A 22,712-nucleotide genomic window follows, 5' to 3' on the forward strand; every position below is an offset into this window, starting at 1 on the left:
GCTGCGCTCTGCTCGGCTGCGCTCCGCTCCGCTGCGCTCTGCTCGGCTGCGTTCTGCTCGGTTCCGGCCTCGGCCGGGTCCCGCTCGGCTGCGGGCGAGCGGTGGGTTTCCGGCTGCGGGGCCGGCACAACGTCCGCGACCGGCGGAGCGACGTCATCGGCCGGGCCTTGTGCGGCCGGGGCCGCCGGCTTCGCCGAAGCCGCTTCGGGGGCGACCGCGGGCTTGGAGAAGAGAGAGTTCGACCCGGGCTGCGGTGCGACCGGGACGGCGGCGGTGGGCATTTCCCACGGCTTCAGCCCACCGCGCGCCGGCTCGGCAGGCTGCACGGGCCCGGTAGCCGGAGGCGGTTCGGGAACCTCGTCCGGCCGGGCAGCCTCGGTCGGTTCCGCAGGCCGGTCGGTCTCGGCGGGCGGGGCCGGCACGGCGGGCCGCTCCTGCGCGGTCGTGTCGGGGAGGGCGTCGCGAACACCCGGCTCGGGGACGTCACCCGCGGGAATCCCGGTGGTGTCGGCGTCGCCGGATGTCTCCCGTTCCGTTTCCGGTGAAGTGCGCAACGGGGCCATGGAGGCGAATCGGTCGGTTGCCCCCGAGGCAGGTTCCACCCGGTCCGGGGCGGCCGACGCGTCGGGGCCCGGTTCCCGGAGCTCCGTCGTGTTCCCGTCCGAGCCCGCACCCGGTGCCGTGGTGGCGGCCGCGTCCGCCGCTTCGACCTCGCCGGCCGTTTCCGGCGTCTTCCGCGTGTCCGGCTCGGTGGGATGAACCGCACCGCTGGTGTCCTTGCGGTCGTCCGTCCCGTTGTTACCGCTCACCCGTGTCCCTCCGGTTGTGGGCACCCCCGGCCGGGTGCACCTCGCCATACCAGATTAAGGGCCAGGTCGGACGGACCCGGATTCGAGCCGGTCGGAACGGTCCGGGAACGAGAAAGACCCCGCGTTGCCACCAGGTCGGGGGTCAGGCAGCAATGCGGGGTCGATAGGTCTATCGACACGCTCTCCCGCGTGTTACAGACCTTCCGGAATTTTTTCGTCCGGCTCTTTCGTCATGCTTCGAGGATCGCGGTGACGCCCTGCCCGCCGGCCGCGCAGATCGAGATCAGACCCCGCACGGGCTTGCCCGTCTCCGCCTTCTTCTCGTGCAGCATCTTGGCGAGCGACGCGACGATGCGGCCGCCGGTCGCGGCGAAGGGGTGCCCCGCCGCGAGGGAGGACCCGTTGACGTTGAGCTTGCTGCGGTCGATCGAACCGAGCGGGGCGTCGAGCCCGAGCCGGCCCTTGCAGTACTCCTCCGACTCGAATGCCTGCAGCGTCGCGAGCACGACGGACGCGAACGCCTCGTGGATCTCGTAGTAGTCGAAGTCCTGCAGGCTCAGCCCGTTGCGCTTCAGCAGACGCGGAATCGCGTAGGTGGGTGCCATCAGCAGGCCGTCGCCGCCGTGGATGTAGTCGACCGCTGCGGTCTCGGAGTCCACGAGGTACGCGAGGACGGGCAGGCTGCGGGCGGCGGCCCATTCCTCGGTGGACAGCAGCGCCGCGGACGCACCGTCGGTGAGCGGCGTGGAGTTGCCCGCGGTCATGGTGGCGTCGCCGAGCTTCGTACCGAACACCGGCTTCAGTGTCGAGAGCTTCTCGACCGACGAGTCGGGGCGGAGGTTGTCGTCGCGGGTGAGACCGAGGAACGGGGTGACGAGGTCGTCGAAGAACCCGCGGTCGTACGCGGCGGCCATGTTGCGGTGGCTCGCGGCGGCCAGTTCGTCCTGGTCGGCGCGGGCGATCCCGAATTCCTTCGCGGTGATCGCAGCATGCTCGCCCATCGACAGTCCGGTGCGGGGTTCGCCGTTGCGCGGGATCTCGATGCCCAGCATCGACGGGCGCACGTTGCCGAGCAGCTTGATGCGGTCGCCGGTGGAGCGCGCCCGGTTCAGCGACAGCAGGAACTCGCGCAGTTCGTTGTTGACGCCGATGGGCGCGTCCGAGGTGGTGTCGACACCGCCGCCGATGCCGGCTTCGATCCGCCCGGCGGCGATGGCGTCGCCGACGGAGACGATCGACTGCAGGCCCGTGCCACAGGCCTGCTGCAGGTCCCACGCGGGAGTGTAGGGGCTGAGGGCGCTGCCCAGCACGCATTCGCGGATCAGGTTGAAGTCGCGGCTGTGCTTGAGGACCGCACCGCCGACGACGGCGCCGAGCTGCTCTCCCTGCAGGTTGAACCGGCTGACCAGGCCGTCGAGGGTCGCGGTGAACATGTCCTGGTTCGAGGCGCGGGCGTACTTGCGGTCGGACCGGGCGAACGGGATGCGATTGCCGCCGAGGACCGCGACGCGGCGCGACGAGCGCGAAGTGGTGGAACGGGCTTTGGTGGTCACGTGATCGTCTCCCGGTGTGCTGGTGGATGCGAACTCTGGCTACTATTCTTACTCACGAGTAAGTTGTTGTCGACACCGCATGACTTCCGAACCAGAGAAGGTGGAATCGTGGCCGAAACCAAGGGTGCACCCAAGCTCTACGCCCAGTTCATCACGTCCGCACCCGGAGCTTTCCTCGCCAAGCAGTTCGGGTTGCCCCAGCCGGAGAAGCTCCGTCGCTACCAGCCGGGTCAGCCGGCCCTCGCCGGTCCGGTGCTGCTCGGCGGCAACGGCCGCCTCGTCGAGCCGATCCGCGCCCTGCTGAGCGACTACGTCTTCGCCGAGCCCTCCGAGAAGAACTTCGGTGCCCTCGTGTTCGACGCGACCGGCATCACCGACGCCGCCGGGCTCGAGCAGCTGTTCACGTTCTTCCAGCCCGCCATCAAGGGCCTGGGCCCCAGCGGCCGCGTCGTCGTCCTCGGCACCACGCCGGAGGAAACCGGCTCGGTCGACGAGCGCATCGCCCAGCGCGCCCTCGAGGGCTTCACCCGCAGCGTCGGCAAGGAACTGCGTCGCGGCGCGACCGTCCAGCTCGTGTACGTCTCGCCGCAGGCGCCCGCCGGACTGTCCGGTGTCGAATCCACCCTGCGGTTCCTGCTCTCGGCCAAGTCCGCGTTCGTCGACGGCCAGGTCGTGCGCATCGGCGACGGCGAGGCCACCGCACCCGAGTCGTGGGACAGGCCGCTCGCCGGGAAGGTCGCGGTCGTGACCGGCGCGGCCCGCGGTATCGGCGCGACCATCGCCGAGGTCCTCGCCCGCGACGGCGCGACCGTCGTCGCCGCGGACGTCCCCGCAGCGGGCGACGCGCTGTCGCAGACCGCCAACAAGGTCGGCGGCACGTCGCTCGCTCTCGACGTCACCGCCGCCGACGCCGGCGACAAACTCGCCGCGCACCTGCTCGAACGCCACGGCGGCGCCGACATCATCGTGCACAACGCCGGCATCACCCGCGACAAGCTGCTCGCCAACATGGACGAAGGCCGCTGGAACTCCGTGATGGCGGTCAACCTCATCGCCCCGCAGAAGATCACCGATGTGCTCGTCGCGAAGGGCGCACTGAAGGACGGCGGCCGCGTGATCGACGTGTCGTCGATCGCCGGCATCGCCGGCAACCGCGGCCAGACCAACTACGGCGCATCCAAGGCCGGCGTCATCGGCCTCGTGCAGGCCACCGCGCCCGTGCTGGCCGAGAAGAACATCACCATCAACGCCGTCGCACCCGGCTTCATCGAGACCGCGATGACCGCCGCGATCCCGCTCGCGACCCGCGAGGGCGGCCGCCTGATCAGCTCGCTGAATCAGGGCGGCGAGACCGTCGACGTCGCCGAGACCGTCGCGTGGTTCGCGAACCCGGCGTCGAGCGCTGTCACCGGCCAGGTCGTGCGCGTGTGCGGCCAGTCCATGCTGGGGGCGTAGATGGCCGTCATCGAACTCGACTCGGTGCCGTCGATCCTCGACGTCTACTCCCGCGCCGTGGTCTCGGCGCTGCCGGTGATCGGCGCGTCCGGCACGTCGCTGCCCGACGACACGCTCCTGCTGCGCGGCGTACGCGTCGATCAGGGCAACCTCGCCGAGTACGCGAAGGTATGCGGTCTGCGCTTCGGCGACACCCTGCCGATGACCTACCCGTTCACGCTCGCGTTCCCCGTCGTGATGAAACTGATGGTGTCCAAAGGCTTTCCGTTCGCCGCCATGGGCTCGGTGCACGCGGAGAACGTGATCGAACAGTTCCGGCCGATCTCGGTCACCGAGCCGCTGGACATCCGGGTACACGCGGAAGACCTGCGCGAGCACCGCAAGGGCATGCTCGTGGACGTCGTCACCGAGATCTCCGTGGGCCGTGAACCGGTCTGGCGGCAGACCTCGACGTTCCTGCACCAGCAGCGCACGTCGCTGTCCGGCGCCCCCAAGCCGGAACCGGAACCCGAACAGATCCCGACCGTGCCGACGTCGACGCTGCGGGTGGAGCGGAAGACGATCGATCGGTACGCGGCCGTCTCCGGTGACCGCAACCCCATCCACGTCTCGACGCTGGGCGCCAAGGCATTCGGCTTCCCGCGCACCATCGCTCACGGGATGTGGAGCGCCGCAGCGGCGCTGCGGGCGGTCGAGGGCCGCCTCCCGGGCAAGGTCACCTACGCGGTGCGGTTCGGAAAGCCGGTGCTGCTGCCGGCCACGGTGAATCTGTACGCACAGCACGTCGCGGACGGCTGGGATCTGTCCCTGCGGCATCCGACCAAGCGGTACCCGCACCTGAGCGCCACGTTGCGCTGAGGCCGGATACGGCACACCGACTTCGGGCGGACCGGGGCGCGATGGGGGCGTCCCGGTCCGCTCGATCGTTCTGCCGGGTCAGCCGTGCTGGTCGGTACGCTTGCGGCCGGCCAGGCCGCGCCACGCGAGATTGTCCAGCAGATCGGCGGCCTTGGCGACGTCGATCTCCCCGCCGGCGATACGGTCGGCCACCGCCTCACCCGCGCCGACCAGAGCGACCGCCATGATGGTGAAATCCATGTCCGGTTCGGGCTCGCGCGTACTCGATTCGAGCAGATGCGCGGTCAGTTCGATCAGCCGGTCGCGGCTGCTGCGCACCTGGCTCGCGAAGGCCTGCTGCGCGAGCGCCTGGCGGTACAGCACCATCCACGAATGGCGATGCTCGTCGACGAACCCGAGGAACGACTCGAGCGCAACCCGCAGCTGCGCGCGCGGCGGCAGGGTGGGATCGCCCGCCGGAGCCAGAGCCTCGACGAACCGCTGCCCCTCGCGGCCGATGCACGCGGCGAACAGTTCGTCCTTCGAGCCGTAGTACAGGTACAGCATGGGCTTGGAGATCGCCGCGCGCGCGGCGATCGCGTCCATCGAGGTCTCATGGAACCCGTTCTCGGAGAACACCTCCACGGCGGCATCGAGCATCTGCTGTTCCCGCACCGCGCGAGGCAGTCGCTTGGTACCGCCGGCCATGTGTCCTCCATACTGCTCGGGTAGCGCTCCTTACCCTAGAGTAAGGAGCCGGGGTGGTCCGACGGATTCCGATTCGCCGGAAATCAGCAGGCGAGTACGCCCTTGGCCCGCGCGACCGTGCGCACCGCGTCGTCCACCCGCGCCGCCGGCAACGCACCCGACTGCACGGACTGCTCGAGGTGATCGAGCACCTCGGGCACCTGATCGGTCGTCAGCCACAACGCCTGATCGACGCCGGCGGTCAACGCGGCCGCCACGGCCTCGGCGATGCCGTAGTTGTCCGTGATCGCGCGCATCCCGGACAGATCGTCGGTGAAGATCACCCCGTCGAACGGCGGCGCACCGTAACCGGCGCCGTCCCGCAGCAGCTGCACGGCCGCGGGACTGATGCTCGCCGGCAGCCCGTCGGTCAGGCCGGGCACGTCCAGGTGGCCGATCATCACCGCCACCCCCGAGGTGACGAGCTCGCGATAGGGCACCAGATCGACCTGCCGCAACTGCTCGAGCGGCGGCGCGACCACCGAGCCGGTGTGCGAATCACCCGACGCCGAGCCGTGGCCCGGAAAGTGCTTGAGCACCGGCAGGATTCCCGCATCACGCAGACCCCGCGCATACGCGTCGGCGTACTGCACGACGACCTGCGGATCGTCGGAGTAGGACCGGTCGCCGATCACGTCGTCGTCGGGCCGGTCTGTCACGTCGACATCCGGCGCGAAATCGACGGTGATGCCCAGATCCCGCAGTTCGCGTCCGCGCTCGAGCGCCATCGCGTAGGTCTCGTCGACGGTCATCGTCTGTGCCGTCACCCGTGCCGACGGATCCTCGCCGAGAAGCTCGCCGACCCGCGAGACGCGGCCGCCCTCCTCGTCGATCGTCACCATCAGCGGCAGGGGGCTCTGCGCGGCAACCCGAGGGATCTCCCGGTTCGCCAGCATCGACGCGTCGGTCCAGCTGCCGACGAAGATTCCGCCGATCTGCTCCGACTGCACCACCGCGAGCGCATCGTCGGTGCCGGTCACCCCGACGTTGAGCAGCTGCGCGAGCTTCTGCCGCAACGTCAGCGACGCGAGCAGATCGTCCCCGCACACCGGCGCGGGTGCCGGCGCCGACGACGACTCAGTGATGGTCGCGGGGGCCGCCGACGTCGAGGCCACGGTCTCGCTGCCGGAGGTCACCGAGACGCCGGGCGAGTCGTTCCCGCCGCAGCCGACCACTGCTGTCGCGGCAGCGAGCACGACGACGAGGCTGTGACGAATACGCATGAACACCGACGGTAGCCGACCCTCGCACAGTCGACTCCCACAGCCCGCCGGGAACGGTAGTGTGCACCTCGAGCAGCCGGTTTCGACCCAGGGGGTGTGAGATGCCCGCAGATCTGATCCTCATTGCCTACGACGGTTCCGAGAATTCCAAGCGCGCCGTCGAATACGCGGGCCGCTTCCTCGAATCCTGCCGGGCCGTCGTCGTCACCGCATGGGAACCGATGGTCCGCCAGGCCGCACGGATGTCCGGACTGTCCGGGGTCATGCAACCCGAGTGGGTGCCCGACGAGGACACCGAGGACGTCGCTCTCACCGATGCGAAGGTCACCAACTCCGAAGGTCTCGAACTGGCCCGCTCGGCGGGACTGCACGCCGAAGGGCGCACCCTCGAGATCGTCAACGCGGTGTGGACCTCGATCATCGAGGCCGCCGACGAACTCGACGTCGACATCATCGTCACCGGGACCCGTGGCACCACCGGTCTGCGGTCGCTGCTGCAGTCCTCGGTCGCCGACCACGTCCTGCGCCACAGTCACCGGCCGGTGCTGATCGTCCCGCCGGGACGCTAGGCAATACCGCGGGTGGAGTCGCCGCGCCCCGGCGCGGTGGCATGGGCGCGCCACCGGCGCGGTGGCACGGGCGCGCCACCGGCGCGGTGGCACGGGCGCGCCACCGGCGCGGGGCGATATCGTCGAGCCCACCATGGACGGTTTCCTGCTCTCGCGCACCGATCGCACCCTCCGCACCACCGGAACCCGACGCCTGTACGACACCCCCGCCGCGGCGTCGCGGGCACTGCAGCGCGACGAGGCCGATCTGATCGTCGGCGCCCTGCCCTTCGACCCGGAACGCCCGCCGGCGCTGATGCAGCCCGAAGAGATCACCGTCACCGACGGGCCGTGGCACCCGCCCGCCGATCTCGGGGCGCTGCCTCCGGTGCGGGTCGTCGCGCAGAACCCGCAGCCGCGCATCCACGTCGCCCGGGTGCGGGCCCTGGTCGCCCGGCTCGAACTCGGCGAGTTCGGCAAGGTCGTCGCGGCACGATCGGTGTCGCTCGGCTCGGACGAGCCGCTCGATCCCCTCGCGGTCGCCGCGCGCATGGTCGCCCGGCACCCGACCGCCGCGACCTACGCCGTGGACCTCAGTGCCGCCGGCGAACGCTACTGGGGACACACCCTCGTCGGCGCGACCCCCGAGGTTCTGGTGAGCCGGCGCGGCAGCACCGTCACCTGCCGTCCGCTCGCCGGAACCGCCGCCCGCTGCGCCGAACCCGCCGACGACGAAGCCGCCGGCCGGGAACTGCTCGCGTCCGCGAAGAATCTCGCCGAGCACGCGTACGTCACTGCGTGGATCCGCGACCGTCTGGGCCCGCTGTGCACCGACCTCGACATCGGCGAGACGCCGGTGCTGACGAGCACCCCCGACGTGTGGCACCTGGCGACACCGATCACCGGGACCCTGCGCGACCCGGCCACCGACGCCCTCACCCTCGCGACGGTGCTGCATCCGACCCCCGCCGTCGCCGGTACCCCCACCGAGGCCGCGCTGGCCACGATCCGTTCCGTCGAGGGGGATCGCCGCTTCTACGGAGGTGCGGTCGGCTGGTGCGACGCCGCAGGTGACGGCGACTGGCTGGTCGCGATCCGCTGCGCGGAGATCAGCTCCGACGGGCTGCGCGCGCTGGCGTGGGCGGGTGGCGGGATCGTCGCCGATTCCGACCCCGACGCCGAACTCGACGAGACCACCGCGAAATTGCGGACACTGCTCGGGGCACTGGAGTTGTAGCGCGCAGCACACGCTGTGACGCGGGTGATACCTTGACGCGGTGTGAAACGGCGCGGGAATCTCCCACGCCGACGTCGACGATGGGGAGATGGGCATGGCGAAGTTCCTTGGACCCGGCCTGGGCAGTGCTGTGATCGGCGCCGTCCTCGGGGCTGCAGCAGTTTTCGGTGTGACCGCCGCGGTGCAGGACAACACCCGCCCGGACATCGACCGCAGCGGCAACGCCGATTCGTCCCTCCTGAACCAGGTTGAGTACGGCAGCCGCTGACGGCGCCGGCAACGCTGCGAGTTCACGCACTTCCTCCGGCGTGACGGCCCTGCACGATCCGGGGCCGTCCGCCGAACCCCTGTCACGTCGGTGGTTGTTCGCGGCCGCCGTGGTGGCGTTCGTATCGGCGTTCGCACAGGCTCCCGGCCTCATCGTCGCCGATACCAAGTACGACCTGACGCAGAACCCGCTGGGGTTCCTGGCCCGCGCCTCCCATCAGTGGAGCAGCGTCGCGCCCCTCGGCCAGGTCCAGAACCAGGCGTACGGCTACTTTTTCCCGCACGGCACGTTCTTCGCGGCCGGCCAGATCCTGCACATTCCTCCGTGGATCACGCAACGGGTCTGGTGGGCGCTGCTGCTGATCGCCGGGTTCTGGGGCATCGTGCGGCTCGCCGAGGCACTGGGCGTCGGCAGTCGCAGTTCCCGGGTTCTCGCAGCGGTGGTCTTCGCGCTGTCCCCGCGGGTCCTGACGACCCTCGGTTCGATCTCGTCGGAAACCCTGCCGATGATGCTGGCCCCGTGGGTGCTGTTGCCCGTGGTCCGGTACACACGCGGCGATTCCGGGCGCTCGGCCCTGCAACTCGCCGCGCAGTCCGCGGTCGCGGTTGCCCTGATGGGGGCGATCAACGCGGTCGCGACCGCCGCGGCATGCCTCGTCGCCGGCGTGTGGTGGCTCGCGCACCGACCCAACCGAACGTGGTGGCACTTCACGATCCGGTGGATCCCGTGCTGCGTCGTCGCGGTGCTGTGGTGGATGGTGCCGCTGCTGCTGCTCGGCAAGGTCAGTCCGCCTTTCCTCGACTTCATCGAGTCGTCCGGTGTCACCACCGAGTGGACGTCGCTGGCGGAGATCCTGCGCGGCACCGACAGTTGGACACCGTTCGTCTCCCCCGAGCGCATCGCCGGGGCGGTCCTCGTGACCCAGCCCGCCGCGGTGCTCGTGACGGGTCTACTCGCCGCCGCCGGCATGGCCGGTCTCGCGATGCGGTCGATGCCGGGACGTGGGCGGCTGACCCTGATCCTGTTCGTCGGGGTCGCCGGGCTGGCCGCCGGCTACGTCGGTGAACTCAGCTCGCCGTTCGCCGATCAGGTGCGCCTGTTCCTCGACTCCGGTGGGGCCGCGCTGCGCAATGTCCACAAACTCGAGCCCCTGGTCCGGCTGCCACTGGTCCTCGGCCTCGCTCACCTGCTGCGGCGGGTGCCGCTGCCCGGGTCGGTGCCGTGGGCGCGTGCCCGCAACGCCTTCGCCCATCCCGAACGGGACCCGATGGTCGCATTCACCACGCTGATCCTGGTTGCCGTGACCCTCGCGACGTCCCTGGCGTGGACCGGCAAGCTCGCACCGCGCGGTGCCTACGACGAGGTGCCCGGGTACTGGAACGACACCGCAGCCTGGCTGGGCGAACACACCTCCGACCGCGGTGAACGCGCCCTGATCGTGCCGGGCGCCCCGTTCGGCAGCCAGATCTGGGGTCTGACCCGCGACGAACCGATCCAGGCCCTGGCCGAATCACCGTGGGTGTCCCGGGACGCGGTGCCGCTGGTGCCGCCCGGCGCGATCCGCGCACTCGACTCGGTGCAGCGGCTCATCGCCGACGGCCGACCGTCGGACGGCCTCGCCGCGACGCTGCTCGGGCAGGGCATCGGCTACGTGGTCGTCCGCAACGACCTGGATCCGGACACCTCCCCCGCCGCGCGCAGCGCGCTGGTGCACCGCGCGCTCGACGGTTCCCCCGGGCTGGTGCGGGTCGCCGAGTTCGGACCGGACATCTACCGCGAACTCGGCGAGGACTTCGTCGCGGACGCCGATCTGCAGCCGCGATACCCGGCGATCGAGATCTACCGCGTCGATCTTCCGGACGCCGCGCCCGTGGGCCCGTATGTCGTCGACGCCGCGTCGCTGCCGCGGGTGCAGGGTGGTCCCGAATCGCTGCTCCAGCTCGCCGACGGCGAACCGCCGATCCCCGGCCCGGTACTGCTCGCCGCCGACGCCCGGCGGGCCGGCCTGCCCGTCGACGCGGTGACCGTCACCGACACCCCCACCGACCGGGAAACCGACTACGGACAGGTCGACTACCACTCGTCGGCGATCCGGGCCGAGGACGATCCGCGTCGCACCCACAACCTGGTCCCGGACTACCCGGTCGCCGAGACCGACCTCGTCCGCGCCGAGTGGGAGGGCGCGCACATCGGGGTGTCCAGCGCCGCGTCCGATGCGACGCAGCTCGGCGGCACCTCGCCGGGCAGTGGACCGGCCGCCGTCGTCGACGGCGACCCGACCACCGGCTGGCACAGCAACGGCCTCGAATCCGCGGTCGGTCAGTGGCTGCAGATGGATCTCGACACCCCGATCGAGGCCGGCATGCTTCATCTGACGACGAGCCCCGGCGCGCTCGGGTCCCCCGTCAAGTGGCTGGAGCTGGAAACCGACCGCGGCACCACCGCCGTCCGGGTCGAGAAGCCCGGCCGCGAACAGACGATCGCGTTGCCGCTGGGCACCACGACGTGGATCCGGATCACGGCCACCCACACCGACGACGGCACGGCCGGCAGCCAGTTCGGGATCTCCGAGGTCGCGGTGGACGACTTCACCGACCGCGAGAATCCGCAGCGCATCGACATCCGCCGCCGCGTCGTGCTGCCGCCGGTTCCGGACGGCGCCGAGGTGACCGGCTGGAACCTGAGTCAGGAGTTCCCCGGCCGCGGCAGTTGCGTCGACACCCCGGACCGGGTGCGGTGCGCCCGCGGACTGGCGACGTCCGCGGAGGAACCGAACACGTTCACCCGCACCCTGTCGGTGCCTGCGGACACCGAGGTGGTGCCGCAGGTGCGGGTGCGGATGCGTCCCGGCCCGGCCGCGGAGGCGATCGCCGCGCAGCCGGATCGGGTCACCGCGAGTGGTCCCGCCGACGTCGTGGACCTGTCCGGATCCGCGTTCGCCGCGACCGACGGCGATCCGCGCACGTCCTGGACCGCGCAGGAATCCGCCCTCGAGCCCGGCGCCCCACACCCCACCCTCACCCTCGAGCTGCCGTCGCCGGAACTCGTGACCGGCCTCGACGTGGCCGCGAGCGTCGGCGACCTGCCGGTGGCACCGACCCGGATCGCGGTCAACCTGGGCAACGGACCGCAGGTGCGTGACGTCGACCTCGGTGACGACACACCCTCGGCCCGGGTGGAATTGGAACCGCACGTCACCGACCGGATCGTCGTGAGCCTCGTCGCGTGGCCCGACGTCCTCGACCGCACGATCCTCGGATTCGCGAAACTCACCCCACCGGGTCTCGCCGAGATCACCGTGCTCGGGTCCGGGCCGGACGGGCCGCTGGGACCGCAGGATCCGATCGCCGGCCGGACCGTCACGGTCGGTTGCGACAGCGGGCCCGTCGTCACGGTCGGCGACCGCGCCTACCGCACGTCGGTGACCACGACGGTCGGCGCCCTGGCCGCCGGTGAGGAGATCCCCGCGACGCTGTGCGACGCCGGCTCCGTCACGCTGCCGGGGGGCCGCGTGCACGTCGACGTCGAGCCGGGTACGGCGTTCGTCGTGTCGAGCGTGCACCTGCCCGTCCCGGGGGCCGCACCGCCGGTGCCGGAACCGGCCGAGCTCGACATGGGCACGTGGACCGAGGACCTGCGCGAACTCGACGTGCCCGTCGCCGGCACCGACCGGATCGTGGTGGTGCCCGAGAGCACCAACGTCGGCTGGGTCGCGACCGCGCCGGACGGCAGCGAACTGACACCGGTCGTGGTCGACGGCTGGCAACAGGGCTGGATCGTGCCGGCCGGAACCGGCGGCACCGTCACCCTCGCGTTCGCGACGGACCGCTGGTACCGCGCCGGGATCTTCGGTGGCCTGCTGCTGTTGATCCCGTTGTTCGCGGCGGCCTGGTGGCCGCGGCGACGTCGGCCCCGGGAACTGCCCGGGCCGGCTCCGCGGCCCTGGGACAGCACCCTCGCCGGGCTCGTCGGCGTCGTCGCGGTCGCGACGGTCGCGGCGGGTGCGGTCGGGGCGGCTGTCGCCCTCGCCGGGGCCGCAGCGGTCGGTGTGATCATCGCGCGCCGGGGCGAGGGCACTGTCTCACGGATCCTGGTGGGGACGACCGGCGCAGCGACGACGGTCGCGATCGCCCTGCTGTCGACGGGGCCGTGGCGAGCGCCGGGCGGGTACGTCGGCCACTCGTTCCTGATTCAGTTCGCGGCGCTCGTCGGGCTGGTCGCGCTGGGGCTCGCCACCGTGCCGCTGTCGCCGCGGTTCGCCCGCGTCCTGCGGTGGAACTCGCGGCGGGCCGGTTCCTCGACGAGCGCGTAGCTCACCGACGCGACCGCGAGGCTCAGGACGAGGGTGACCGCGAGCACGAACCAGAAATGGCCGTGGAACGGCAGGAGACCGAACACCGGGAACACGATCGACAGCACGGCGAGATGCCAGATGAAGATGCCGTAGGACCAGCGTCCGACGGCCAGCGCGACCGGCGACGCCAGGATCCGGTGATTGCTCAGGGGCGCGAGGACCAGCGGCGCCAGCAGTGCCGCGCTCATCACGGCGCCGAGCAGGATCTTGCCGTTGTACTGCCACGGTTCGAGGTCGGTGAGTCCTTCCGGGCCACCCAGCGGGGTCGCGGCGAGCGCGAACGCGGTGACCGCGATCGCGGCCATCAACGCGCGGTGCGCCGCCAGACGATGCACCCACGTCCCGGTCACGGTGGCCAGCTCGGCGAGCAGCACCCCGGCGCCGAACCACGGCAGGTACCCGGGCAGCCAGTTGTCGTGGTGGATGTGCTCGGGTGTGGCGACCGGCAGCCACACCCACGCGAAGCTCAGCGCGCACGCCGCCAGGATCACCGGAATCCGGAACCGCGCGGCGTCCCCGCGCAGCCGGCACAGAGCGAACGCGAGCAGCGGCAGCAGCAGATAGAACGCGACCTCCACGGACAGGCTCCACATCTGGGTGAGCCCCTCGGTGAGGGTCAGCGGCACGAACACCTGCACCAGTGTCAGGTTCGCCGCCCATACCTTCCAGCCGCCGCCGGCACCGGGCAGCAGGAGAAGTACCAGGCACACGACGGTCCAGTAGGCGGGCAGGATGCGCACGGCACGGGAGATCAGGTAGCGGCCCGTCGGTTGCGCGACACCGTATCCGCGGGCAGCGGCGGCGTGGGGGCGCCACAGCAGGAAGCCGGACAGGGCGAAGAACAGCGCGACCGCCAGATCGAACCGGCCCCACACGCGGCCGATCACCGGATCGTGCACCGCACCGGTCTGGAACGCGACATGGGTGATGAGGACACCCACGGCGGCGAAGCCACGCATGCCCTCGAGAGCTGGCAGGAAGCCGGTCGCGCCACGGGGTGGTGTACCGGTCTCGGGTCGGCTGGTCATTGTCGACAAGTGTGCCCGGGCGACACGCGGTCCCGGAACCCCGGGTTGTTCCGCGATCCGGACGTACGCCCCAGGCCGTTCGGCTGTTAGTGTCTGGGCTCACGTGGTGTCCGCAGTGTCGTGCACCAGACGATCCGTGCAGCCCGGCTGCCGGTGGGGGTACTCGATGACAACCGTTGAGTGAGGAGAGACAGCATGGCTGAGCGTTCGGGCTCGGGCCGGAAACTTGCGCTGGTGTTGGTGGGCCTGGGGACGTTCCTCCTGGCGATCGCGCTGCTGGTGCCGACCTACACCGTGGGCAAGCTGAAGAAGACGCCGCTGGATCTCGAGGTCACCACGGTGGCCGAGGGTACCGGCGACATCCTGAATTCCAGGGCGCTGCTCGCCGGCAAGGCGCAGGTCGACACGAACGTGCCGATCGTCGCGCAGCGGTTCGTCACGGTCGAAGACCCTTCCGATGCGGACATCATGACGCTGCAGGCCGGTCAGACCGTGCGTCGCCTCGACATGCAGGGCGACACCGGACTGGTGTCCGCGACCGTCGACCGTCTCACCATCGACCGGGTCACCTCGATGCCGGTGTCGAAAGACGAGTACCCGAACCGTGTGAGCACGATCCAGACCTCGGCCACCGCCCCTCCCACCGAGATCGACAACCGTGAGGGACTGCAGTACAAGTTCCCGTTCGACGTCGAGCAGAAGAGCTACCCGTACTACGACATCAACGCGCGCGAGAACTACGACATCGCATACCAGGGCGAAGAAGAGATCGGCGGCGTCAAGGTCTACCACTTCCAGCACACGGTCGATCCGGTCGACCTGTCGAAGGCCGATCCGTCGAACCCGTCGTACAAGCTGAGCCTGCCCGCTGCCACGTGGGGTGTCGAGGGCGGCGACCAGCCGGTCACGATGGTGCGCTGGTACACCAACGTTCGCGACCTGTGGGTCGACCCGGTCACCGGCGTCGTCGTCAAGGGCCAGGAACAGCAGTACCAGTACTACGCCCGTGAGGCCGACAAGCCCGAGGTGACGGTTCTGAAGGTCACCCTGCCGTTCGACCAGGACACCATCGAGTTCCAGGTCGAGCAGGCCAAGGACGGCCAGGACCAGCTGTCGACGTTCGGCCGCACCGTCCCGATCATCCTCGGCATCCTCGGTGCTCTCTCGCTGATCGCGGGGATCGTCCTCGGCCTGCGCGGCGGCAAGGGCGGTACGCCCGCCGCGGCGGCCGGTGGTCCGGCTCCGGCCGGTCCGGCCGACGCCACCCCGTCGGGTCCGGCGCACGCCGCTCCGACCCAGCGCGACTGGACCACGGACGATACGCAGGTGATCCCGCGGACCGAGGCGGGACAGACCCCGCCGCAGCAGCGGGACTGGACCACCGACGCGACCCAGGAGATCCCGACGACGGATCTGCGCAAGCCGCCGACGGAGAAGTAACCGTCGCAGGTTCACCGCGAACGCCCGGCCGGGATCTTCCGGCCGGGCGTTCGTGTTCCGCCGATCGCGCCCCGGGGAAACGGTCCGTCTACGCGCCCCGGACGGCGGGTCCGGCCGCGCGTACGGCGAGCACCGCGACCACCGCGGCGGTGACCGCGGCGACCGCGACGGCCACCGCGACGAACTGCTGCACCGTCGAGGCCACCGTCGTCATGAGCACTGCCTCCACGGCCAGGCCGATCCACGCGACCCCGGCCAGGGAGGTGCGTTCACTCGCGATCGCCGACAGCAGACCACCCTGCAGGACGGCCAGGCACGCCCCCTGCAGCGCGAACGCCCACAGCAGCGACTGCACCGGTGCGTACGCGTCGCCGACGAGCAGCGGCACGAGCGGGGCACACAGCGCGGCGCCCGCCACGAGCACCGCCCCGAGACCGACCAGCACCGTCAGCGCCGAGCGGACCGCGGCGCCGGACCGGGCCGGGTTGGCCATCTGCGGGTACAGGACGACACCGACGGCCTGCGGCAGCCAGAACGCGACCTTCGTGGCGACCGCACCCAGCGCGTAGAGGCCGGCCGCGTCGGCGTCGAGCACCATGCGGGCGAGCAGCAGATCCAGCGACGTCATCGCGATCAGGGCGAGCTGCACCTGGGAAGCGCGCAGCACCGCGCCGATCCCGGGAGTGCTCGGCGAATCCCGTTCCGGCGCAGCGTCTCCGCGCCCCACGATCATCGCGGCAACCGCGGCGACGATCCCGGTGCCGACCGCGCCGGCCAGCAGGGCCGCACCCGGCCCGCCACCGGCGGCGAGCACCGCGACCGCGGGAGCGACCTTCGCGACACCCGCAGCGGCCAGCACGACGCTGAGCGCGGCGAACCGGCCGCGACCCTGCAGCAGCCCCTGCTCGGCGGCGAGGAGAACCAGCAGCGGTGCCGTGACGAGCGACCCGAACGTCCCGGCCACGCTCGTGTCCAGCGCCCACGCGACCACCGGCACCAGCCCGACCGCGAGCACGGCCGCCAGCGCGGCACACCGATAGCCGAGACGCCGCAACTCGGCGGCACCGCTGCCGTGCACGGTTTCCCGCGCCACCACCGTCTGCAGGGCCAGCGCCGGCACCGCAAGGACGAGCTGGGCGGCGAGCAGGCTGGCGAACTCGCCGTAGCCGGCCGGACCGAGCCAGCGGCTCGCCGGCAGGTGCAGCAGGTACGACGCCAGATTGGCGGTCATCGCACCGACGGTCACCATCGTCATCCCGGCGACAGCGGAACCGGTGGCCGCCGGGCGCGGCATCTGGGGTCGCGGCATCCGCCCATCCTTACACCCGCGCCGGGCCGTATTCTGCGCGCATGGTCAGGCCGGTGTCGTTGCGTTCCGTCGTGCCGGTCGTCTACAGCCTCGCGCTGGCGGTCGCGGTGCTCGGTCCGTTGCTGTTCTCCCCCGGCCACCTGCTGTTGCGCGACGCGGTGAGCACCCCCCGGTCGTTCCTCACCGATTCGGCGCTGGGCATCACCGATGCCGCTGCCCGCGCGGTGCCGCAGGACGCACTGCTCGCCGTCGTGACCGTCCTCGTCGACGGTGGTACAGCGGTGGCCGCGCTGCTCGTTGCGGCGCTGGGGGCGGCGGGCTGGGGCGCGGCACGTCTGACCGCGACGCTGCTGCCGGACCGCGCGGGGCTGCCCGCACAGCTCGTCGCGGCGACCGTGGCGGTGTGGAATCCGTACGTCGCCGAGCGGCTCCTGCAGGGCCACTGGAGTCTGCTGATGGGATACGCGGCGCTGCCCTGGGTGGTGTGCGCGGCCGTCGCGGTGCGCGAAGGACAGCGATGGGGCTGGTGGGCGCTGGCGGCGTGGCTCGCGGCGGCGGGCCTGACACCGACGGGTGCGTTACTGGCGGCGCTCACGACGCTGGCGGTGCTCGCGGCACCGGGCGGCACCACCGGGAGATGGCCGCGCGTCGCGGGCGGGGTGGCGCTGAGCGTCGCCGCGTCGGCGCCGTGGCTGGTCGCGACCGCGGTGTCGGGCGGCGGCTCCGGTGCCGACCCGGCCGGGGTCGCCGCGTTCGCGGCGCGCGCCGAGCCGTGGCTCGGCACGCTCGGATCACTCGCCGGGCTGGGCGGAATCTGGAATGCGGACGCGGTGCCCGGGTCGCGGACGACACCGTGGGCGCTCGCCGGCACGGCGGCGCTGCTGGTCGTCGTCGCGTGCGGGCTGCCCGCGCTGTGGCGACGACGGGAACCGGTGACGGTGACGCTGGCGGTGCTCGCCGCGGTCGCGGTGCTGGCCCCGGCGCTCGCGGCCACCCCTGCCGGCCTGGAGACGGGCGAGTGGTCCATGCTGCACGTGCCCGGCTCCGGGCTGCTGCGCGACACCCAGAAGTGGGTCGCGGCGGCACTTCCGCTGTATGCGCTCTCCGCCGGCGCGGGCGTCGGATGGCTGCGGGCCCGGGTCGGGGGACGGGAGCGTGCGTGGGCGACCGCGGCGGTGGTCGTCGTACTGGTCGCCACTCCCGATCTGGTGTGGGGTGTCGGCGGCGAGATGCGGCCCGTGCGGTACCCGGCGGGGTGGCAGCAGGTCGCCGGGATCGTGACAGCGGACGACGGGGATGTGGCGGTGCTCCCGGCCGGTATGTTCCGGCGGTTCGGGTACAGCGGCCGCGCGGCGGTGCTGGACCCGGCGCCGCGGATGCTGCGCGCCGACGTGTTGCAGACCGGGCAGCTGATTGTCGCCGGGGGCACGGTCGCGGGTGAGGGCCGCCGCGCCGGCGAGGTCGAGGCGTTGCTGCTGGGCGGCACGGACCCGGACGAACTGGCCGCGCGCGGCGTCGGGTGGGTACTGGTCGAGCACGGCACGCCCGGTGAGCTCGGTGACTCCCGGCGCACCCTGGATCGGCTCGAACTCGTGCACACCGATGCCGATCTGAGCCTGTACCGGGTGCCCGGCGTGACCGGGGAAACCGCCGATCGCGGTGCGGCGGTCGCCGCGCACGTGCTGTGGGCGCTGCTACTGACCGGCGGCGCTGTGGGCGGGCTCGCGGTCCGGCTGCGTGGGCAGACCCGCGCTGCGCGGGAACAGACCTGAGACCCGTCGCCCCTCGGCCGTCGCGGTGAGCACGTCGAGCACGCCCTCACCTGTTGCCGCCCAGGAGAATTCGCCGGCGCGGACCCGGGCCTTGCCTCCGAGGTCGCGGCGACGGTCGGCGTCGTCGAGCAGTTCGGCGACCGCCTCGGTGAGCTCGGGCGGGGAATCGACGAGCAGACCGGTGACCCCGTCGATCACCGAATCGGTCAGGCCCTTCGAGCTGCGGTAGCCGACGGTGGGGACACCGTGCTGGGCGGCTTCGACGACGGCGAGCCCCCAGCCCTCCTTGCGGGACGGCATCACGTGCACCCACGCGCGGGCGAGCAGGTCGTGCTTGCGGTCCTCGGGGACGTGCCCGTGGAAGGTGACCGCGTCGGTGATACCGAGGTCGGCGGCGGCGTCCCGCAGGTTCTGTTCCCACCATCCGCCACCTATGACGTCCAGGTGCAGGCCGGGCACGCGCTCGCGCAGCGCGGCGACGGCGGCGAGCGCGTCCTCGATCTGCTTGTGCGGCACCAGCCGCGAGAGCACGCAGATGCTCGGGTGGGCGGTCCGGGTGTGGTCGTCGCCGGGTTCGACGGTCGCGGGAACGGGGTCGATGCCGTTGCGGACCACGGCGATGCGGTCGTGTTCGACCCCGAGGGTGCGCAGTTCGTCGGCGGACGGGAGCGAGACGGTGAGGTACTGGTTGCGGCGGTGCACCCGCGGCGAGAGTGTCGATTCGATCCACCAGCCGAGGCGGGCCATCACGCGTCCGGCGACGGGCCACTGCTCGCGGTGGCAGTGGTGCACGAGCACCGTCGAGGGCGCGCCGGCGACGAACCGCGCGAAGAACGGGATGCCGTTCTGGGTGTCGATTACCGCGTCGGGACGCAACCCGCGCAGCGGTCCGAATCCGAGGCGGCCGGCGGCGATCGCCGCGAGCGCCCGCGGATAGACGGTGAGGCGGCCACCGCCGCGGCTGATGGTGATGCCGTCGACGGTTTCGCGTTTCGGGGCGCCCGGGTAGGCGGCGGTGCGGAAGGTGACGGCCACACCGCGAGCAGCGAGCTGGGCACCGACCTGTTCGAGGTAGCGCTCGCTGCCACCTCCCTGCGGGTGCCCGCTGTCACGCCAGCAGAGCAGCAGAACCTCCCGCACGTGGCGACCCCCCTCGGATTCGGTTCGCCCGCGACCCGGGCGAACGTGCGTGCTGCGACTGTATCGGGGAACACACTAACGGTGTGATCGCTCGGTACCCGGCGGGGGTTACCGCCGGGTACGGGCACGGCACGCGCGGGATCAGCGTGCGATCGAACCGGTGTGCGCGGGTTCGGGCGCGTCGGCGGCGCCGGGAAGATCCGAGCGGCTGTTGCCGAGCACGAGAATCAGGCTCGCCGCGGCGACCGCGGCGCCGGCCAGGAACAGCACCGGATATCCGACACCGGGCAGGGCCTGCACGACGATCGCGAGTACCGCGGGCACCGCGAATCCGAGGTAGGTCAGCGAGTAGAACACCGCGGTCAGGCCGGCGAGGTCGTCGGGCCCGGCGATGCGCTGGATCTCCTGCAGACCCGACACGAGCGCCAGTCCGTAGCCGCAGCCCAGGATCGCGGATCCCGCGATCGCGAGCGGCACCGTCAGCCGGTCCGCCGCGACCGCGCCGGCCGCCATGCCGACGACCAGAACGATCAGCGCCACCACCACGGCCCGGGCACTGTGCGGGGTGTCGATGCGGCGACCCAGTGCCTGGATCCCGAATCCGCACCCCAGCGCGACGACGCACAGCAGCGCCGAGAACGCGACGGGTTTCCCGCCGGAGCGGTCCGCCATCAGTGCGGGCATCACGGCGTAGGCGCAGCTCGCGGCACCGAACACCCACGGGGCGACCGGAGCGATGACCATCCGGAACCGCCGGTGCGCGGCGGCCGGGATCTTCAGGTCCTCGATCAGCGGACGACGCTCCCCAGACGGGGTCGCGGCACGTGTTTCGGGGGCGGCGGCGACCGCGAGTCCGGCACCGAGCGTGATCATCAGGTGCAGGATGTAGGCGAGGCCGCTCGGCCACGGCGCCCATTGCGCGAGCACACCGGCGGCGCCGGCGCCGATCGCGAATCCGGCGGTCAGGCTCATCGCCGCGCGGCGGGCGCCCGATCCGACGGCCGCGCGGATGTCCCACGGCCCTTGCGACAGTTCCTTGACCCAGCTGCCGCCGACCGCCATGCCCAGGCCGAGGGCGATGCCGCTGAGGATGCGGCCGAGGACGAGCAGCACCGCGCTGTCGGCGCCGAACGCGAGCACGATCGAACCCGCCGCCGCGACGAACGGCGCGGGCAGCATGAGCGGCCGGCGGCCGAGCCGGTCCGACAGGGGCCCGCCGAGCAGCAGCGCGGGCACGATGCCCAGGACGTAGGCGAACAGGAAGACGTCGACGACGACCGGTGAGTATCCGTGGTCGAGCCGGTACATGACGAGCAGCGGCGTGAATTCGTTGCCGCCCCACGCGACCGCGAACATCGCCGCGGCGACGAGCGCCCAGGGCGCGATCCGCCGCCGGGACGCCGCCGATTCCTCGGTCTCGTTGTCCGTTTCGACGCTCATCGCGCCTCGCCTCCGTTCGTGAGCGGCAGTCCGTGGACGCGTCGCATGTGGATGTCGTCGGCGGCCGCGAATCCGTCGGCGTCGCCTGCCTCGACGAGGCCGACGAGCCCGGTGTGGTCGTCGATGATCGAGTTCAGCTGCAGCGGATCGCGGACCAGCGACCGCGCGGTCATGCGTCGCTGGCGTTCGCGCAGCCCGACGTAGAAGTCGACGAGCAGCGGATTGCCGGCGGCTCGGACGATCAGGCCGTGGAAGTCGGCGTCGAGCCCGCTGAACACGGTGACGTCGCCGGTGCCTGCGGCCTCACGCTGCGCGTCGAGGTTGGCACGCAGAGCGCGCACGAGTTCGGTGCGGGCAGCGCCGGAACCGCGGGTGACGACCCGGACCGCGTCGGCCTCGAGGAGCAGCCGGGCCGCGACGACGTGTTCGGCTTCGCCGTCGGCCACGGGTACGACCAGCGCGCCGCGTTTCGGATACAGCCGCATCCAGCCTTCGGTTTCGAGGCGCAGGAACGCCTCGCGGACCGGGGTGCGGCTCGTTCCCATCTCGGCGGCGATCTCGCCTTCGCTGATCAGTTCGCCTCCGGGCAGGGCGGCGGACAGGATCCGCTCCTTGACCTCGCGGTAGACCTGCTCGGCCGCTGAATGCAACTTAGACACAAGATGTATTTATACGCTATGCGAACGAGTTCGTCGCTCTCGGGGGGTGGTCGGTGCCGCTCGCCGGCCCCATTAAGCTGGCGTCTCGTGTCCGACACTGCCCCGTCCCGCGTCGCCGGGCGCTTCGCCCGCCGCGCGACGCTGCGCCGTTCCGTCGGCCTGCTCGGCAGCTTCCGGTTCGAACAGACCGCGCCCGAGGTGTTCTACGGCGGCGTCGCCCGCGACACCGTGGACCTCATCGGCGACCTCCATGCCGGCCTGACCGGCCGGGACCTGTCCGGCACCACCGTCGTCGACGTCGGCGGCGGTCCCGGCTACTTCGCCGAAGTGTTCGACGCCGTCGGCGCCCGGTACGTGCCGATCGAGCCGGATCCGTCCGAGATGCACGCCGCGGGCCTGCAGGTGGGCGGTTCGATCCGCGGGTCCGGCCTGGCGCTGCCGGTGCGCACCGGGTCGGTGGACGTGTGCTTCTCGTCGAACGTGGCCGAACACGTCGCGCAGCCGTGGGTGATGGCCGACGAAATGCTCCGCGTCACCCGGCCCGGCGGCCTGATGGTGCTGTCCTACACGCTCTGGTGGGGCCCGTTCGGCGGTCACGAGACCGGGCCGTGGCACGCGTTCGGTGGCGAGTACGCGGCCCGGCGCTACGCCCGGAAACACGGCCGGGAGCCGAAGAACCGCTACGGCGTCTCCCTGTTCGAGGTGGGTTGCGCGGACGGTCTGCGCTGGGCGCGCAGCACCCCCGGCGGTGAGCTGCTCGCCGCGTTCCCCCGCTACCACCCGCGCTGGGCATGGTGGCTCGTGAAGGTCCCGGTGGTCCGAGAGTTCCTGGTCAGCAACCTCGTGCTGGTGCTGCGGCGGAACTGACATCGTGACGCGGGCACCGCGCACGG

16 protein-coding genes and 2 pseudogenes are annotated in these 22,712 nt (G+C 71.6%); 9 read left to right on the forward strand and 9 right to left on the reverse strand.

What is annotated here, in order from left to right:
• Positions 1–809 (reverse strand): annotated as a pseudogene (locus tag A8G15_RS18720) (hypothetical protein); the annotation flags it as partial.
• Positions 810–1,039: 230 nt separating this feature from the next.
• Positions 1,040–2,362 carry an acetyl-CoA C-acetyltransferase gene (locus A8G15_RS18725; protein WP_068162897.1) on the reverse strand — a complete coding sequence of 441 codons (1,323 nt, stop codon included), beginning with the start codon at positions 2,360–2,362 and terminating at the stop codon, positions 1,040–1,042.
• Between the two features lie 108 nt (positions 2,363–2,470).
• Between A8G15_RS18725 and A8G15_RS18730 the strand changes: the two genes are divergently transcribed.
• Together A8G15_RS18730 and A8G15_RS18735 are read left to right on the forward strand one after the other, a co-directional pair.
• Positions 2,471–3,817 carry a 3-oxoacyl-ACP reductase gene (locus A8G15_RS18730; protein ID WP_068162905.1) on the forward strand — a complete coding sequence of 449 codons (1,347 nt, stop codon included), beginning with the start codon at positions 2,471–2,473 and terminating at the stop codon, positions 3,815–3,817.
• Complete coding sequence (locus A8G15_RS18735; protein ID WP_068162907.1) at positions 3,818–4,675, forward strand: MaoC family dehydratase; 858 nt, start codon at positions 3,818–3,820, stop codon at positions 4,673–4,675.
• A gap of 78 nt (positions 4,676–4,753) precedes the next feature.
• On the opposite strand, the gene A8G15_RS18740 is transcribed toward A8G15_RS18735, so the two are convergent.
• Both A8G15_RS18740 and A8G15_RS18745 read right to left on the reverse strand, forming a co-directional pair.
• Positions 4,754–5,362, reverse strand: a complete 609-nt coding sequence (locus tag A8G15_RS18740) for a TetR/AcrR family transcriptional regulator (RefSeq protein ID WP_068162910.1) — start codon at positions 5,360–5,362, stop codon at positions 4,754–4,756.
• Between the two features lie 83 nt (positions 5,363–5,445).
• Positions 5,446–6,624 (reverse strand): glycoside hydrolase family 3 N-terminal domain-containing protein, encoded by a 1,179-nt coding sequence (locus tag A8G15_RS18745; protein ID WP_068163011.1) that lies wholly within the window; start codon positions 6,622–6,624, stop codon positions 5,446–5,448.
• A gap of 101 nt (positions 6,625–6,725) precedes the next feature.
• On the opposite strand from A8G15_RS18745, the gene A8G15_RS18750 reads away from it, so the two are divergent.
• The 4 genes from A8G15_RS18750 to A8G15_RS32380 all read left to right on the forward strand — a co-directional run bounded on the left by A8G15_RS18750 (position 6,726) and on the right by A8G15_RS32380 (position 12,989).
• Entirely contained in the window at positions 6,726–7,193 is a 468-nt protein-coding gene (locus A8G15_RS18750; protein WP_068162913.1) for a universal stress protein, read from the forward strand.
• Positions 7,194–7,326: 133 nt separating this feature from the next.
• Positions 7,327–8,409, forward strand: coding sequence for an isochorismate synthase (locus A8G15_RS18755; RefSeq protein WP_068162915.1), 1,083 nt, complete (start codon positions 7,327–7,329; stop codon positions 8,407–8,409).
• Between the two features lie 94 nt (positions 8,410–8,503).
• A complete protein-coding gene (locus A8G15_RS18760; RefSeq protein ID WP_082900001.1) occupies positions 8,504–8,677 on the forward strand; it encodes a DUF2613 domain-containing protein in 174 nt (57 codons plus the stop codon).
• 49 nt (positions 8,678–8,726) lie between these two features.
• Positions 8,727–12,989: an alpha-(1->3)-arabinofuranosyltransferase domain-containing protein gene (locus tag A8G15_RS32380; protein ID WP_425415108.1), complete on the forward strand. Its 4,263-nt coding sequence runs from the start codon at positions 8,727–8,729 to the stop codon at positions 12,987–12,989.
• A 71-nt stretch (positions 12,990–13,060) separates the two neighbouring features.
• Here A8G15_RS32380 and A8G15_RS31930 read toward each other — a convergent pair.
• Positions 13,061–14,059, reverse strand: a pseudogene (locus A8G15_RS31930) (acyltransferase family protein); the annotation flags it as partial.
• Between the two features lie 195 nt (positions 14,060–14,254).
• Between A8G15_RS31930 and pgfA the strand changes: the two are divergent.
• Positions 14,255–15,499 (forward strand): cell envelope lipid trafficking protein PgfA, encoded by a 1,245-nt coding sequence (gene pgfA / locus A8G15_RS18775; protein ID WP_068162924.1) that lies wholly within the window; start codon positions 14,255–14,257, stop codon positions 15,497–15,499.
• 88 nt (positions 15,500–15,587) lie between these two features.
• On the opposite strand, the gene A8G15_RS18780 is transcribed toward pgfA, so the two are convergent.
• The gene (locus tag A8G15_RS18780) at positions 15,588–16,793 is read right to left on the reverse strand and encodes a polysaccharide biosynthesis protein (RefSeq protein ID WP_068163013.1); all 1,206 of its coding nucleotides are present in this window, start codon (positions 16,791–16,793) and stop codon (positions 15,588–15,590) included.
• Positions 16,794–16,849: 56 nt separating this feature from the next.
• On the opposite strand from A8G15_RS18780, the gene A8G15_RS18785 reads away from it, so the two are divergent.
• Positions 16,850–18,580, forward strand: a complete 1,731-nt coding sequence (locus tag A8G15_RS18785) for an MmpA family trehalose lipid delivery protein (RefSeq protein WP_068162927.1) — start codon at positions 16,850–16,852, stop codon at positions 18,578–18,580.
• On the opposite strand, the gene A8G15_RS18790 is transcribed toward A8G15_RS18785, so the two are convergent.
• The 3 genes from A8G15_RS18790 to A8G15_RS18800 form a co-directional block, all read right to left on the reverse strand.
• Positions 18,503–19,720, reverse strand: a complete 1,218-nt coding sequence (locus A8G15_RS18790) for a glycosyltransferase family 4 protein (RefSeq protein WP_068162931.1) — start codon at positions 19,718–19,720, stop codon at positions 18,503–18,505. The two genes, A8G15_RS18785 and A8G15_RS18790, sit on opposite strands and share 78 nt — an antisense overlap.
• Before the next feature lie 141 nt (positions 19,721–19,861).
• Positions 19,862–21,160: an MFS transporter gene (locus A8G15_RS18795; protein ID WP_068162932.1), complete on the reverse strand. Its 1,299-nt coding sequence runs from the start codon at positions 21,158–21,160 to the stop codon at positions 19,862–19,864.
• Entirely contained in the window at positions 21,157–21,819 is a 663-nt protein-coding gene (locus A8G15_RS18800; protein ID WP_068162933.1) for a GntR family transcriptional regulator, read from the reverse strand. Before A8G15_RS18800 ends, A8G15_RS18795 begins: the two co-directional genes overlap by 4 nt.
• Positions 21,820–21,906: 87 nt before the next feature.
• Here A8G15_RS18800 and A8G15_RS18805 point away from each other — a divergent pair, with 87 nt between their 5' ends.
• Entirely contained in the window at positions 21,907–22,686 is a 780-nt protein-coding gene (locus A8G15_RS18805; protein ID WP_068162936.1) for a class I SAM-dependent methyltransferase, read from the forward strand.
• Positions 22,687–22,712 lie beyond the last annotated feature (26 nt).

The organism is Rhodococcus phenolicus, from assembly GCF_001646785.1.
GTDB lineage: Bacteria > Actinomycetota > Actinomycetes > Mycobacteriales > Mycobacteriaceae > Rhodococcus > Rhodococcus phenolicus.

What these genes read in the sequence shown, in the direction of transcription:
- A8G15_RS18735 (WP_068162907.1), top strand. Translation starts at nt 3,818, where the DNA reads ATGGCCGTCATCGAACTCGACTCGGTGCCGTCGATCCTCGACGTCTAC.
- A8G15_RS18740 (WP_068162910.1), bottom strand. Translation starts at nt 5,362, where the DNA reads ATGGCCGGCGGTACCAAGCGACTGCCTCGCGCGGTGCGGGAACAGCAG.
- A8G15_RS18745 (WP_068163011.1), bottom strand. Translation starts at nt 6,624, where the DNA reads ATGCGTATTCGTCACAGCCTCGTCGTCGTGCTCGCTGCCGCGACAGCA.
- A8G15_RS18750 (WP_068162913.1), top strand. Translation starts at nt 6,726, where the DNA reads ATGCCCGCAGATCTGATCCTCATTGCCTACGACGGTTCCGAGAATTCC.
- A8G15_RS18755 (WP_068162915.1), top strand. Translation starts at nt 7,327, where the DNA reads ATGGACGGTTTCCTGCTCTCGCGCACCGATCGCACCCTCCGCACCACC.
- A8G15_RS18760 (WP_082900001.1), top strand. Translation starts at nt 8,504, where the DNA reads ATGGCGAAGTTCCTTGGACCCGGCCTGGGCAGTGCTGTGATCGGCGCC.
- pgfA (WP_068162924.1), top strand. Translation starts at nt 14,255, where the DNA reads ATGGCTGAGCGTTCGGGCTCGGGCCGGAAACTTGCGCTGGTGTTGGTG.
- A8G15_RS18780 (WP_068163013.1), bottom strand. Translation starts at nt 16,793, where the DNA reads ATGCCGCGCCCGGCGGCCACCGGTTCCGCTGTCGCCGGGATGACGATG.
- A8G15_RS18785 (WP_068162927.1), top strand. Translation starts at nt 16,850, where the DNA reads ATGGTCAGGCCGGTGTCGTTGCGTTCCGTCGTGCCGGTCGTCTACAGC.
- A8G15_RS18795 (WP_068162932.1), bottom strand. Translation starts at nt 21,160, where the DNA reads ATGAGCGTCGAAACGGACAACGAGACCGAGGAATCGGCGGCGTCCCGG.